Origin of the sequence: Massilia horti, assembly GCF_004614195.1 — a bacterium.
In the GTDB taxonomy this organism is placed as follows: Bacteria; Pseudomonadota; Gammaproteobacteria; order Burkholderiales; family Burkholderiaceae_D; genus Telluria; species Telluria horti.
On record NZ_SPUM01000064.1, the window covers coordinates 1 to 13,614 of the forward strand.

Annotated in this window: 11 protein-coding genes and 1 pseudogene; 4 read left to right on the forward strand and 8 right to left on the reverse strand. The window is 61.9% G+C overall.

Translation table 11 applies throughout. The features are described 5' to 3' along the window. Positions 1 to 368, reverse strand: a pseudogene (locus E4O92_RS24810) (response regulator); the annotation flags it as partial. A gap of 142 nt (positions 369 to 510) precedes the next feature. On the opposite strand from E4O92_RS24810, the gene E4O92_RS10600 reads away from it, so the two are divergent. Then, positions 511 to 2,508: a DNA topoisomerase IV subunit B gene (locus E4O92_RS10600; protein ID WP_135189741.1), complete on the forward strand. Its 1,998-nt coding sequence runs from the start codon at positions 511 to 513 to the stop codon at positions 2,506 to 2,508. Positions 2,509 to 2,677: 169 nt separating this feature from the next. After that, positions 2,678 to 5,020, forward strand: coding sequence for a DNA topoisomerase IV subunit A (parC, locus tag E4O92_RS10605; RefSeq protein WP_135189742.1), 2,343 nt, complete (start codon positions 2,678 to 2,680; stop codon positions 5,018 to 5,020). Between the two features lie 65 nt (positions 5,021 to 5,085). Here the strand turns inward: parC and E4O92_RS10610 are convergent, their stop codons facing one another. The 7 genes from E4O92_RS10610 to E4O92_RS10640 all read right to left on the reverse strand — a co-directional run bounded on the left by E4O92_RS10610 (position 5,086) and on the right by E4O92_RS10640 (position 11,786). Beyond that, a complete protein-coding gene (locus E4O92_RS10610) occupies positions 5,086 to 5,814 on the reverse strand; it encodes a DsbC family protein (protein WP_135189743.1) in 729 nt (242 codons plus the stop codon). Between the two features lie 28 nt (positions 5,815 to 5,842). Continuing rightward, entirely contained in the window at positions 5,843 to 6,631 is a 789-nt protein-coding gene (locus E4O92_RS10615; RefSeq protein WP_135189744.1) for a hypothetical protein, read from the reverse strand. Next, the gene (locus E4O92_RS10620) at positions 6,631 to 7,152 is read right to left on the reverse strand and encodes a nuclear transport factor 2 family protein (RefSeq protein WP_167759762.1); all 522 of its coding nucleotides are present in this window, start codon (positions 7,150 to 7,152) and stop codon (positions 6,631 to 6,633) included. Before E4O92_RS10620 ends, E4O92_RS10615 begins: the two co-directional genes overlap by 1 nt. A gap of 95 nt (positions 7,153 to 7,247) precedes the next feature. Continuing rightward, the gene (locus E4O92_RS10625; RefSeq protein WP_135189746.1) at positions 7,248 to 8,180 is read right to left on the reverse strand and encodes a hypothetical protein; all 933 of its coding nucleotides are present in this window, start codon (positions 8,178 to 8,180) and stop codon (positions 7,248 to 7,250) included. A gap of 657 nt (positions 8,181 to 8,837) precedes the next feature. Beyond that, the gene (locus E4O92_RS10630) at positions 8,838 to 9,428 is read right to left on the reverse strand and encodes a hypothetical protein (protein WP_135189747.1); all 591 of its coding nucleotides are present in this window, start codon (positions 9,426 to 9,428) and stop codon (positions 8,838 to 8,840) included. 403 nt (positions 9,429 to 9,831) lie between these two features. Beyond that, positions 9,832 to 10,224: a hypothetical protein gene (locus tag E4O92_RS10635; protein ID WP_135189748.1), complete on the reverse strand. Its 393-nt coding sequence runs from the start codon at positions 10,222 to 10,224 to the stop codon at positions 9,832 to 9,834. A gap of 143 nt (positions 10,225 to 10,367) precedes the next feature. Beyond that, a complete protein-coding gene (locus E4O92_RS10640; RefSeq protein WP_135189749.1) occupies positions 10,368 to 11,786 on the reverse strand; it encodes an IgA Peptidase M64 in 1,419 nt (472 codons plus the stop codon). A gap of 446 nt (positions 11,787 to 12,232) precedes the next feature. Here E4O92_RS10640 and E4O92_RS10645 point away from each other — a divergent pair, with 446 nt between their 5' ends. Further along, positions 12,233 to 12,754 carry a PAAR domain-containing protein gene (locus E4O92_RS10645; RefSeq protein ID WP_135189750.1) on the forward strand — a complete coding sequence of 174 codons (522 nt, stop codon included), beginning with the start codon at positions 12,233 to 12,235 and terminating at the stop codon, positions 12,752 to 12,754. Next, positions 12,751 to 13,602, forward strand: a complete 852-nt coding sequence (locus tag E4O92_RS10650; RefSeq protein WP_135189751.1) for a DUF6402 family protein — start codon at positions 12,751 to 12,753, stop codon at positions 13,600 to 13,602. Before E4O92_RS10645 ends, E4O92_RS10650 begins: the two co-directional genes overlap by 4 nt. The last annotated feature ends 12 nt before the right edge of the window (positions 13,603 to 13,614 follow it).

Here is a 13,614-nt window from a genome sequence, read left to right on the forward strand (position 1 = left end):
GGCAGTCCGCGCGCGGCCAGCAGCGCCAGCGCCTGCGCGCGCTGCGCCAGCACCTGCGCCAGCACTTCATACAGCCGCGGCGCGTCGAGCGGACGCGCCAGCCGCGGAAAACTGAACTGCCCCGGCTGGCCGCCAACCACCACCGCCGGCTGCAGCGGTCCCGGGTCCAGGCGCTCCAGCCACACGAGCGCTTGCGGCTCGTCGCCGTTGGCGATATACACATCCGGCTCTTGCAAACTGTCGTCGTGCAAGCAAAAATACGACGGCCCCGAATGTGGGGCCTGCGCCAGGAGGGCTTCGGTCTGGGCGCTTCCGGTCGGCGCAAATCCGATCAGGCGGATGGCGAACGGAGCTTTTGGTGCGTGCATGATGCATCGGGCATGAAGACAGCACGTATCAATTTAGTCACGTTTGTGTGGGCTGACAAGCACAATCCGTGACATCGAACTCCTTCTTTTTTCCCAACGACAAGATAGAATGCGCAGGCATCCGATTATTTGAAGATTCAGCATGGCCACGAAGAAACCAGCAACCGACTACAGCGAATCATCCATCCGCGTCCTCAAGGGACTCGAGCCCGTCAAGCAGCGCCCGGGCATGTACACCCGGACCGAGAACCCGCTGCACATCATCCAGGAAGTGATCGACAACGCCTCGGACGAGGCGCTGGGCGGCCACTGCAAGAACATCGGCGTGACGCTTAACGTCGACGGCTCGGTCACCGTGGAGGACGACGGCCGCGGCATCCCGGTCGGCCTGCACCCCGAGGAAGGCGTGTCGACGGTCGAAATCGTGTTCACCCGCCTGCACGCGGGCGGCAAGTTCGACAAGGGATCGGGCGGCGCCTACGCGTTCTCCGGCGGCCTGCACGGTGTCGGCGTGTCGGTGACCAATGCGCTGTCCAAGCGCCTGGAGATCACCGTCTGGCGCAAGGACGACCAGGGCAACGGCGTGCACCAGCTCGCGTTCGCCGACGGCGACGTGGTCGAGCCGCTGGCGTCGCGCCCGGCCCAGCGCGAAGCCAAGAAGTCCGGCACCCGCGTGACCGCCTGGCCGGATGCGAAGTATTTTGACTCGCCCAACATCCCGCTGTCCGAGATGCAGCGGCTGCTGCGCTCGAAGGCGGTGCTGCTGCCGGGCGTGACCGTCACCCTCACCAACGCCAAGACCGGCGACACCCAGACCTGGCGCTACGACGAGGGCCTGCGCGGCTACCTGACCGAGGCGCTGGCGCAAAGCACCAACGGCGAGACCGTGATCCCGCTGTTCGAAGGCGCCCAGTTCGCCACCAGCGGCGACGATGGCTTTGCCGAAGGCGAAGGCGCGGCCTGGGTGGTGGCCTGGACCGAGGAAGGCGCGATCGTGCGCGAATCGTACGTGAACCTGATCCCGACCCCGAGCGGCGGCACGCACGAGTCGGGGCTGCGCGAAGGCCTGTTCGGCGCGGTCAAGAGCTTCGTCGAGATGCACTCGCTGCTGCCCAAGGGCGTCAAGCTGCTGCCGGAGGACGTGTTCGCGCGCGTCTCGTTCGTGCTGTCGGCCAAAGTGCTGGACCCGCAGTTCCAGGGCCAGACCAAGGAGCGCCTGAACTCGCGCGACGCGGTCAAGCTGGTGTCGACCTTCACCAAGCCGCCGCTCGAGCTGTGGCTGAACCAGCACGTCGAGTACGGCAAGAAGCTGGCCGAGCTGGTGATCAAGCAGGCGCAGTCGCGCATGCGCTCGCTGCAGAAGGTCGAGAAGAAGAAGTCGTCGGGCGTGGCGGTCTTGCCGGGCAAGCTGACCGACTGCGAATCGTCCGACATCACGCGCAACGAGCTGTTCCTGGTCGAGGGCGACTCGGCGGGCGGCTCGGCCAAGATGGGCCGCGACAAGGAGTTCCAGGCGATCCTGCCGCTGCGCGGCAAGGTGCTCAACTCGTGGGAGACCGACCGCGACCGCCTGTTCGCCAACAACGAGATCCACGACATCGCGGTGGCGATCGGCGTCGATCCGCACGGCGCGGACGACCATCCGGACCTGACGGGTCTGCGCTACGGGAAGATCTGCATCCTGTCGGACGCGGACGTGGACGGCTCGCACATCCAGGTGCTGCTGCTGACGCTGTTCTTCAAGCACTTCCCGGCGCTGTTCAGGAACGGCCACATCTGCGTGGCGCGCCCGCCCCTGTACCGGGTGGACGTGCCGGCGCGCGGCAAGAAGCCGATCCAGAAGCTGTACGCGCTCGACGACGGCGAACTGCTGGCGATCGAGGACAAGCTGAAGAAGGAAGGCATGAAGGAAGGCGCGTGGAGCATCTCGCGCTTCAAGGGCCTGGGCGAGATGAACGCCGAGCAGCTGTGGGAGACCACGATGAACCCGGATACGCGGCGCCTGCTGCCGGTGTCGTTCGGCGGCTACGACCAGGCCGAGTCGGCATCGCGCTTCAATATGCTGATGGGGAAAGGCGAAGCGGCCGCCCGCCGCGCGTGGATCGAAGAACACGGAAACGAGACGGAAGCGGATATCTGATTACTTTGCGACGTGCGCACGGTGCATGGGTCCCCGCCTTCGCGGGGACGACGTTTTAAAGCTAACGCGCAAAAAATCGTCGTTCCCGCGCAGGCGGGAACCCATAGAACCTACGCAGCACTCGCACAGCGTGATCAGCAGCCAGCCCAAACACTGACCGAACAAGATTATGGCCACACAAGCAAACCTCTTTGAACAACAATCCGAGCCGTCCGACGTCGAAACGCTGACCCTGTCGACCTTCGCGGAACGCGCCTACCTCGACTATGCGGTCTCGGTGGTGAAGGGCCGCGCCCTGCCCGACGTCTCCGACGGCCAGAAGCCGGTCCAGCGCCGCATCCTGTACGCCATGAACGAGCTGGGCCTGGGCCCGACCGCCAAGCCGCGCAAGTCGGCCGCCGTGGTCGGCGACGTGCTCGGCAAGCTGCACCCGCACGGCGACCAGTCGGTGTACGACGCGCTGGTGCGCATGGCGCAGGACTTCTCGCTGCGCTACCCGCTGATCGACGGCCAGGGAAACTTCGGCTCGCGCGACGGTGACGGCGCGGCGGCGATGCGCTACACCGAAGCGCGCCTGACGCCGATCTCGCGCCTGCTGCTCGACGAGATCGACATGGGCACGGTCGACTTCCAGCCGAACTACGACGGCTCGACCGACGAGCCGCGCACCCTGCCGGCGCGCCTGCCGATGGTGCTGCTCAACGGCGCCTCCGGCATCGCGGTGGGCCTCGCGACCGAAATCCCGTCGCACAACCTGCGCGAAGTCGCGGACGCGGCGATCGCGATGATCAAGAACCCGAAGATCACCCACGCCGAGCTGATGACCTATGTGCCGGGTCCCGACTACCCGGGCGGCGGCCAGATCATCACCCCCGCCAGCCAGATCGCCGACATGTACGCGAACGGCCGCGGCTCGCTCAAGGTGCGCGCGCGCTGGAAGATCGAAGACCTGGCGCGCGGCCAGTGGCAGGCGGTGGTGACTGAACTGCCACCGGGCACCTCGGCCCAGCGCGTGCTGGAAGAGATCGAAGAACTGACCAACCCGAAGGTCAAGCTGGGCAAAAAGACGCTCACGCCGGAACAGATCGCGCTCAAGCAGACCATCCTGTCGGTGCTCGACACGGTGCGCGACGAAGCCGGCCGCGACGCGCCGGTGCGCCTGGTGTTCGAGCCGAAGTCGAAGAACCAGGACCAGGCCGAGTTCATGAACCTGCTGCTGGCGCACACGTCGCTGGAGACTTCGAGCCCGCTCAACCTGGTGATGATCGGCGGCGACGGCCGCCCGCGCCAGAAGGGGCTGACCGACATCCTGCAGGAGTGGATCGAATACCGCTTCGTCACCGTGCGCCGCCGCACCGAATTCAGGCTGGGCAAGGTCAACGACCGCATCCACATCCTCGAAGGCCGCGAGACCGTCCTGCTCAACATCGACGAGGTGATCCACATCATCCGCAACTCGGACGAGCCGAAGCAGGCGCTGATGGACCGCTTCCGTCTGACCGAGATCCAGGCCGAGGACATCCTCGAAATCCGCCTGCGCCAACTGGCCCGGCTGGAAGCGATCAAGATCCAGCAAGAGCTGGCCAACCTGCGCCTTGAAAAGGAAAAGCTGCAGGACGTGCTGGACAACCCGTCGACCATGAAGCGCTTGATCGTCAAGGAGATCGAGGCCGACGCCAAGCAGTTCGGCGACGCGCGCCGCACCCTGATCGAGGAAGCGCAGAAGGCGGTGGCGGAGCAGAAGATCATCGACGAGCCGGTGACCGTGATTATCTCGGAAAAAGGCTGGGTGCGCGCGCGCACCGGCATTGGCCACGATCCGAACCAGTTCACGTTCAAGGCCGGCGACTCGCTGTACGGCGCATTCGAGTGCCGCACGGTGGACACCCTGCTGGGCTTCGGCGACAACGGCAAGGTGTATTCTGTGCCGGTATCGGCGCTGCCGGGAGCGCGCGGCGACGGCGTCCCGATCACCACCCTGGTCGACCTGTCGGGCGGGGTGCGGATCCTGCACTACTTCGCAGGTAACGCGGAAACGCGCCTGCTGCTGGCATCAAGCAGCGGTTTCGGCTTCCTCACCAAGGCGGGCGACATGGTCAGCCGTCTGAAGGGCGGCAAGTCGTTCATCACCCTGGACGAAGGTGCGCTGCCGCTGGCGCCGCGCGTGGTGCCTGATAACGCGGGGGCTGTGGCCTGCCTGTCGGAGAAAGGCCGCGTGCTGGTGTTCGGCATGGACGAGATGAAGACGCTGACCAACGGCGGCCGCGGCGTGACGCTGATGGAGCTGGATCCGAAGGAAAAGCTGCTGGCTGCCCAGCCGATCAGTGCAAAGGGTGTGAACGTGATCGGCACCTGGGCAGGCGACAAGCCGCGCACGGTGGAGCTGTTTGCATCCGGCCTGGAGCCGCACTTCGGCAAGCGCGCGCGCAAGGGCAAGCCAATGGTCGCGAAGATCAAGGCCAAAGACCTGGCGCCGCGAACGACGGGCGAAGAGGGTCGCGCCGCAGTGTAAAAGTCGTCGGACCACCGTAGGGTGCGCACCTGTGCGCACCCTACGATGGCCGTCCGCTATGCCCCTTACAAGCGCGGCTTCGCGGCATTCAGCCGGGCCTCCAGCGAGGCCGCATCGAACGCGCTGCCGGTTCTCGAACCGTCTGCAAAATAGATGGTCGGCGTGCCCGCCACATGCAGCTTTTGGCCCAGCGCCAGCACCCGCTCGTTGGGCGCAACGCACCCGGCTGGCGCAGCCGGTGCCGCCTTGCCCTCATCCATCCACAAGCTCAACGCCTGCCCGCGGTCAGCCGCGCACCAGATATTGCGCGACTTCGCGGCCGAGTCGTCCGACAGGATATTCAACAAGAACGTGTAGACAGTGACGTTGTCGATCCCCCGCAGCGTCTCGTGCAGCTTTTTGCAGTAGGGGCAGTTCGGGTCTTCGAACACCGCCATCACGCGCTTGCCGTCGCCCTTGACGGTCTTGATCGCCAGCGCCAAAGGCAGCTCGGAAAAGCGGATCGCCGCCAGCTCGTCGGCGCGTGCACGCGTCAAGTCCTTAAGCGTGGTGAGGTCGACCACCTTGCCGACAAATAGATAGCGGGCCGTCTCATCGGTGTAAAAGATGTCGCCGTTGGTGCGCACTTCGTACATGCCGCCATATGGCGTCTTCGTCACCGCGTCCACCTTGACGTTCACGCCCATGCGCGGCTCGACCAGCTTTCTGATGCGCGCTTCGTTCGGGGTCTCGGCCAGCAGGTCGCCGCAGGACAGCGCGGCAAACAGGGCGAGCCAGATTTTCTTCCCTTGCATTCGTTCCCCTTTCTTCGTGCAGCCAGCCTTACGGCGCCATCGTTTCGGCGATTTGTGCCGCACAGGCTTGTGCGTTGTTGTTGCGGCGCTCCTCCAAAACGGCGCCATGCCGCCGCCGCAGCATCAGCTCGACCGAGTCGCCCTCCTCGTCCGTGCCCTGCGGCGTGCCCTGCTTGCGCCAATCCTCGAAAGCAGCGATGCAGCGCCCGTCTTCCTCCTCGAACCAGGCGCGCGAGACGGCGCTGCCCAGCATCCGCTGGCGCAGCTGGGCGCGCTGCTGCTGCCACGCCAGCAGGTGCTCGATCTCCTGGTCCGACAATCCCGACGGGTCGGGCCGCGCGAACCGTTCACGCTCGCGCATTTGCTCTTCCATCCCAAGATAGGCCAGATAGTCGGTGACGAGCCGATCCGCCTCGCCCGCGGCGGGCGCGCGCAGGCGGGCCTGGAGGAGCGCTCGCAGCTGCGTCGCCATCGCCTGCCGTTCCGCGCGTTCGCTCTTGACCAGGAACGCATCCATCAGCTTGCGCAATGCGGGGTCGGGCGCCAGGTGTCCTGCATCGTCGAGCGCGATCTTCACGTCGCGCATGACCTGCGCATCCAAACCCGGCCCTGGCATGTCGCGCACGGGGCCAGCAAGCAGCCCTGGTCCCAGCGGACTGTCCCACGAGCGGGCGGGCGCCGGCTCGGCATCGCGCGCGACGTCCGGGCGCGACCAAGCCACCACAGCCAGCACCCCTATCGCCACTGCGCCAGCGCAGGCGGTCGCCAGCGCGAGTTTGCTGTCGAACAGCGCGTCGAGCAAACCAGTGCGCGCCATCAGATTTTCTTGCGCAGCGACTGTTCGCTCGGCGGGATGGCGCCCGGAATCAATGCAGCGCTGTCGAGCGGTGAGGCGTAACGCACGAGGAGCTGCCAGTTGCCGCCATTGCGCTTCCAGGTATCGACCACGAACGCACTTTGCGCGAGACCCGAACCTGCTGGTACGCCAATCTTCCACAGGTAGCTCACCATCATCAGGTCGCCGTATTCATGCACCGCCATCTGGCTGATCCGCGATTCGAGGGGCGGAAGTTGGAGCAACTGCTTCACGTACTCTTCACGTGCGGTGGGAACGCCGGGCGCGGTGCCGCTCCTGAGCTCGAAGTTCTCCGCAACCAGTTTGTCGATGGCCTGGACGTCACGTTTCTGGACCGCGTCGGCCAACGAATTTTCCAGTTCCGTGAAGATGGTGACGTTGCGGGTGGGAGTCGGGACGGTGCGGCCGGTGGCGCCCATCTGCCCCGCTGCCGCCACACTGGCGCTCAGCAGAAGGCCAATAAAAATCAGCAATGTTTTCATATCGTACGATGTAAAAAGTAAAAACAGCCGGCAGCCGCGCACCATGCAACGGCCGCCAGCTCAGTCTAGCTCAACGAGCTATGAGCGCGACCGGATCAGGGCCACTTCTGCACGCACCGCTGCGTGGTGGCGATCACCCAGTTCTGCTGGATCAGGTACTTCATCGTGCCAAAGGTCTGGTTGTACTTGGCACCGTTGGACGCGGTCGAGGTCGTCCCCCAGTTCCATGCGCACTTGTCGGCATTTTCCATGCCGTTCGAGTTAGCGTACCAGGCGTTCAGGTCCGGGTCGGTGACGGCCTCTTCCAGCTCATGCGCCAGCACGCTGGCCGCACCGTCGGCACCCGGCGTGCCGTTCGGGCTCGGGCTGGTTGCGCCGCAGGCCGACGGGCACTGGGTTTCGGCGTTGCCCACGAAGGCGTACTTGATGTCCTTGCCGCTGATCGTGGCATGGGTATGCCAGCCGCAGTACTGGGTGCAGAAGCCCGAGGTGGCGGTCGTGGCCTTGTCGGTCAGCACCATGTACACGCCATTCGAGTCCGCCGGCAGCGCGCCCGAGGTGATGGCGCTGGAGACGAGCGACTGGATCTGGGAATCGCTCAGCCGGCTACCCAGGGTGCCACTGTTGGTGGTGGAACCGGCATACGTCACGCTGTTTTTTACGTACTGGCCGGAACCGTTGTAGTAGGTAGTGTTGATGTTGTAATAAGGCGAACCGCCGATGTTCTGGGCCAGGTTGGTCAGTACGTTCTTGGAGGCGGTGTCCCACTGCGAGCCGTACCAGATGTAGTAGACGTTGGTCGTCGCCCCCACCATCACCGGCCCGCCGTGGTACGACAGGTCGCTGGTGCTGGCAAAGCCGCCGGCCTTACCCTGCGACGCTTCCGTCGCCACATTGTCGAGCTCGCCGAACCCCTTGCCGGTGGGCTTGAAGATGGAGCCCGGGGTTTCCCTGACCGGGCCGGCATAGCTGGCAACTGCGACTGCGAGACCTGCAGCGATCAAACCAAGTCTTGTGCTCAAGTGCATGATTTTCTCCGTTTCGTCTTTTTAGAATGAAGTGGTCCCAGGCGGGACCATCCCTCGGCCACCCTGCCGAATGGCTTTGCTTCATCGGCAAAGCAGCCTCTTCGATCGACCGGCGTGACGATGCCGGACGGTCGAATGCCGCCAGAACCTGTTCCGAAGAAAGGAACAGGAACTAAAAAAATGTGAAACAGGAAGCCGCGTCAGCGCGGTGGTGGGGGATGCAGCGACACGCGTGCGTGCGTGCGCTCAAGGGAGGAAAAAATCGGTGAAGGACTGCTGGAACCATTCGAAATCATTGCGAATTCCCCTCGAAGGTGAAGCGCTTTTTTTTCCGCTCGAATGCAATTTCTGTGAGATTTAGTCTATGAAGCAAACACGGCGATTGCAACACTCTTCAATTGAATTTTGCAAAGAATGTCTTTGTTTATGCAGGGTGAACCAAAATGGTGAAAAAATGTCAATTTTTTACAACAAAAAGCAAAGGTGAAATTACTGCTCGGAATTATGGAGGCGCGGAAGGGACAGGGTTAGCCAAAACGGCCGACCTGTACGCGCAAAAACGGGCCGCCAAGGCAATCCCAGGCGGCCCGTTTGTTGATACTTACCCCGCCCGGGCCTGGCCCTGCCGGCGGAGCAAGCTGCTGACTTTAGCGACTGTTACTTGGCCTCCGCCTTGTGCGCTTCCGCTACCGCCTCGGCCTTCTTCTCGTTGGCCTTGGCGTGTGCACGCGCCTTGTCGGCATTGGCGTCGACGATATCCTTCTGCGCCTTTTCGTTGGCCTTGATCATCGTCTTCTCGGCCTTCAGGTTGGCCTTGGCGATGGTCTCCTCGGCCTTGGCGCTGGCCTTGGCCTTGTCTTCCGGATCGGCCTTGGTGACCTTGGCATTGGCATCAGCTGCCTTCTTTTGTGCCTTTGCGTGAGCCTTGGCCTTTTTCTCCTCGGCCTTGTTCAGTGCCTTGTGGATCTTTTCGTCCTCCTTGGCCACCTCCTTGGCTTCCTTCTCGTTAGCCTTGGCGATATCCTTCTCGGCCTCGGCCGCGGCCTTGGATTGGTCGGCGGTGGCGCCGCTGTCGATATAACCGGTGGCGGTCGCGCCAGTCGCAGTGACGCCGGCGTCAGTGGCAGGCGCTTGAGTGGTCGCGTTTGGCGGAACGGCGGTCGTAGCCGGGTTCGGGGTATACGCGGTCTGGGCATATGCCGAGGTGACAACCAGACCGGCGATCAGGGTAGCTAGCAGTTTGTTCATTGGGCAGGTTCCTTTTCCGTTGTAATGTTCCGCGCGGAACCATCGATCCGCACGTCTCTTCTTAAACAGGCAAATCCAGAATAGAGACCGCTGAGTCTGTGGTCGGTTCGGCACCTCACACAAGCAGTCACTGCCATGGGCGGATCGACGACTTCGCTGATGCCTCTGGGACACACGAGGCAGAACCGTTCAATGCGAAAAATGTTTCCCGGGAAGAGATGCCGCTGCGACGCGCGAGGCGCCACGGCGGGCGGCTGGACGACAGCCAGCAAGTCGGCCGGCTTGTTGATGGTTGCCCCGCCCGGGCCTGGCCCTGTCGGCGGAGCATTGCTTAAGCTGCTCTTACCAGGTTCAGGCCGTCAAAAATGAACTTGCGGATCGGCCATTGATCCTTGCCTTGGCATCAACGACTTTCTTCGCTGACTTTGGGTGCGCCCTGGCCTTTATCTGCGGGTTTGTTGAGTGCCTTGTTGAACTTGTCGTCCGGCTTCGCCGCTGCATCCTTGGCTTGCATCTCGTTTGCCATGGCGTCGGCCTTGACTTGAGCGGCGGTCGTAGTGGAGCTGCTATCGACAGAACCGACGGCGGTAGCGCCGGTCGCAGCGGCGCCGGCGTCAGCGCCCAGGGTAGCGGGCGCTTGGGTTGCTGGGCTTGCGGTGGCAGCGGTTGCGGTGGCAGGGGTTGCGGTGGTAGTGCCGGGTGCGGTGGACGTAGCCGGGTTCGAGGTCTGTGCCGTCTGGGCGTATGCCGAGGTGGCAACCATACCGGCAATCAGGGTAGCTAGCAGTTTATTCATGCGCAGGTTCCTTTTCCGTCTAATGATTCCGCGCGGACCAACTGATCCACACGTTTCCCTTACAGGGAGGGCCAGAATAGTGACCGATGAGCAGGTGGTCCGTTCGCCATCTAACATAAACAGACCCTGCGCTGACGCGAAAGCTACTTTTTCGACACAGGCCGCGCGTACAAGTCGATGATTTCGCTGATGCCGTCCTGGCACACCTGGCAGAACTGTTCGCTGCGATCGAACATGATGCATTGCATCGCCGGACGATAAAAACCGCTCGCTTCGTAGTTGGCGCCCTCGAAGGCGCCGATCGCGTCGCGGTACTTGGCGTTGGCAAACAATGCCTTGGTGCGCGCAAGGTCCTCGCGGAACAGCGCATTCATTTCCGATTCCGGCCGGTTGGCGGCACGCAGCGCGGCGCGGCGTTTCTGGTAGGCACGCGAATATTCCTCGTACTCCGCCTTTGGCCACGGTGTCGGCAATGGCGTGCTTGGCTTCACATACTGCTTCCATTTCAGCCGGGCCGGGTCACGCAGCGCGGTCACGTTCGGCTCCCACGGCTCCATTCGCGCGCCACTGGACTGGTACGAAACGGGCGACGTGTAGTACTCGTCGGCCAGGCCCGCGAAGTGGTGCCCGAACTCATGCACGAACAGGTAGTTGGCCCACTCGTTGCTGGCAGCCGCGGTACTGAATTGGCCGAAGATGCCGCCACCGCCGTAGGTTTCGTTGTTGACCAGAATCTCGATGAACTCGTAAGGCGCGTACTGGGAGATGTCGCGCAGCGCGCGGTTATCCAGCGTGAGCACGTAACGCTCGCTGCCGAAGATGTCATAGCGCGTGCCGAGCATTGATGCGTGGTGCACCCCGGTCGATGGGCGAGTTATGCCCGACTCCTGGGTCGGCACAGCCATTGCCCACACATTGAAGTCATTGGCGCGCTCGCGGAACGGCGACACTTCGAACAAGTGCTGCGACAGGCGGCGCGCATCGGCCTCGAACTTGCTCATCTCGGCCTGGGTGTAGCCGTCGCCTAGGATCAGCAGATCGACCTTTTGCGCCGAGGGTCCGCTGACACGGATCGGAATCGGCGTGGCAGGCGCCGGCCCCTGCTTCTTCACCACGTCCGGACCGTCGGTATCGACCTCCACGCTCCACGCCACCGAAAACTCATTGCGCTCGTCGCGCTTGAGGATGCGCACGCGTACCGGGCGGTCCGGCTTCGGAAAGCGCACGGATTCGTGAAAGCCGCGGCTGATCTTGTTGGCTTCCTCGGTGGTGCGCCATTCGCCAAAGACTGTCGAGAAATCGCGCGAATACAGCATTTCACCCGTTTTCGCATCGACCACCTCGACACGGTTCTGGCCGCGATTGGTGTTGTCGAATGGCTGGCTCATGTCGCCGGGCCAGGGCAGCGGTTCAATCAGCACGCGCTCCAGTGCGTATTGGTCCGACAGGGCGTTGCCGCTGTGGGTGTAATCGACGCGGATGGTGGCGGGTTGCTGGGCAGTGGCGGCACCAGCGGCAAGAAACAGCGCAGCGGCGAACAGTTGAATTCGGATCGGCAGCATGAGAAAACCTCACAGTGAGAAGTTGGCGTCCATTGTAATCGGATCAAGGTTTCCTCCTTGATTTGCGACTTCCCCCACGTTCCCTCCAAGCATCCCTGCAAGAATTTTCACTATTCCTCCAACCTGTCGAATGTCTGAACTACTTCCACGCGTTTCGAAAACGCCTTGTCGGACATTCCTGGCCCGCCCAATCTATTAAGCCGCCTGCTCGACCTTCGGCAATTTCTGATTTTAAGGTTAAGTGTGTTCCCCGGAAATTTTTGGAAAAATTTCTGGTTTGGGAAATCCATCTATTGATCTTCTTCCCTTGCCTTCCTGACGCTAGCCAACGCCACCCGTAACCGTCCGCGCCACAATCGTTCACCAACTCAACCTTGCAAAGGGGATCGAAATGGCGGCGATTTCCTGCCGATCCAATCCACTCAAGGCACCGATAGGAGATAAGCATGTCTTTACCGTGGATCGTGATGGGCGACAAGACATCCCATGGGGGAACAGTCATCGAGGGCGCCCCGACCTTTGCCACGGAGGGCAAACAGGTTGCCCTCGTGGGTCACATGACGACCTGCCCCAAATGCATGGGCGGACCGTTCCCGATTGTCACGGGCGCCCCAGATTTTGTATGCAATGGACGATCGGTAGCGCGTCATGGTGACAAGACCGCTTGCGGAGCCTCGCTGATTAGCGGGCAGGTAGTCAGTTGGTGGGGAGCCGAGACAAGTGCGCCCGGTGGGGAAGCCGTATTGTTAACGATCGTGAGTGCTCTCGATTATGACGAACACTTTGTGTTGCTCGACAAAAACAATATGAAGCCCGTTGAGGGCTTTGCTTATGCCATAACCACTAGCAAGGGCGAGCAAGAGGGGCGGACAGGCGCAGATGGGAAAACCGTCCATGTCGAATCGGAGAAACCCGAGACAGTTACTTTGAATTACGCGGTACAACTGCAGATTGGAATCCGCATATGACTCTGACGACATCAGTAACCAGTCCAAAATCGCAGACAGCAGGAAAGGAACATTGGCTTGATGTTCTGCATCTGGACGCCATCCCCGGTGCGATGGACAACATGGGCTGGAAAGTGGCCGCAAAGATGATGCGACAATGGTTTTCAACCGAACCCGCGTATGTGATGCCAGAGAAAGTTCGCAATAGCGAAATTGCCACGCCGGTGACTCGGTATGACGATCAGATCATCAAAATGAAAAGCTGGGCATTGAATTTCCCCCGGTGCGTGGAGCCGCTCGAACATCTCGTGATGAACTGGGATACCCCAGCAGGGCTGAAACTTCTTAAAAAGCGTCTAAAGGATAAGGGTTGGACACCCGGGAGCAATATCACCCTCGGTACGACCAGGATGAAGGCATACGAGCTTAATATGACATCTCAAGTCAATCGCGTAGAATTTGGTTCATTACTTGACACTTTCGACGACATGTATGGAGCTTTAGGGAAAGCCACCGTCAAAATCGCGGTGGTAGGTGAAAGCAAAGGCAATCCGGCGGGGATCGATATTTTTGAAATCGAAAAGCTCGGCGTCTATATCCGCGACACATATGACTTCAACGATGATGGGATCGTGTCAGAACCGCTCGGCATATGGAGCAAAGAAAGATGCCTCAGCAAAGAGGAAATCGCCGCCTGGTGGTTGATGGAACTTCGCGATCGATTCAAAATGTTTCCAGGGTTTGTTCCGGTGTTTAACAGCGATTTTCGTCGCTGGCAGCAAGCCCACAACTCAGGCGGCGATTTTGTCGTGCTTTCGGATGTGATGTGGATTGATCCGCCAGTCAACCCGGTCAAAATCCCGCGATGAAAAATAGACGTG

Bases quoted from the DNA above. Each gene is read 5' to 3' on its own strand.
- E4O92_RS10600 (WP_135189741.1), top strand. From the start codon at position 511: ATGGCCACGAAGAAACCAGCAACCGACTACAGCGAATCATCCATCCGC.
- parC (WP_135189742.1), top strand. From the start codon at position 2,678: ATGGCCACACAAGCAAACCTCTTTGAACAACAATCCGAGCCGTCCGAC.
- E4O92_RS10610 (WP_135189743.1), bottom strand. From the start codon at position 5,814: ATGCAAGGGAAGAAAATCTGGCTCGCCCTGTTTGCCGCGCTGTCCTGC.
- E4O92_RS10615 (WP_135189744.1), bottom strand. From the start codon at position 6,631: ATGGCGCGCACTGGTTTGCTCGACGCGCTGTTCGACAGCAAACTCGCG.
- E4O92_RS10620 (WP_167759762.1), bottom strand. From the start codon at position 7,152: ATGAAAACATTGCTGATTTTTATTGGCCTTCTGCTGAGCGCCAGTGTG.
- E4O92_RS10625 (WP_135189746.1), bottom strand. From the start codon at position 8,180: ATGCACTTGAGCACAAGACTTGGTTTGATCGCTGCAGGTCTCGCAGTC.
- E4O92_RS10630 (WP_135189747.1), bottom strand. From the start codon at position 9,428: ATGAACAAACTGCTAGCTACCCTGATCGCCGGTCTGGTTGTCACCTCG.
- E4O92_RS10635 (WP_135189748.1), bottom strand. From the start codon at position 10,224: ATGAATAAACTGCTAGCTACCCTGATTGCCGGTATGGTTGCCACCTCG.
- E4O92_RS10640 (WP_135189749.1), bottom strand. From the start codon at position 11,786: ATGCTGCCGATCCGAATTCAACTGTTCGCCGCTGCGCTGTTTCTTGCC.
- E4O92_RS10645 (WP_135189750.1), top strand. From the start codon at position 12,233: ATGTCTTTACCGTGGATCGTGATGGGCGACAAGACATCCCATGGGGGA.
- E4O92_RS10650 (WP_135189751.1), top strand. From the start codon at position 12,751: ATGACTCTGACGACATCAGTAACCAGTCCAAAATCGCAGACAGCAGGA.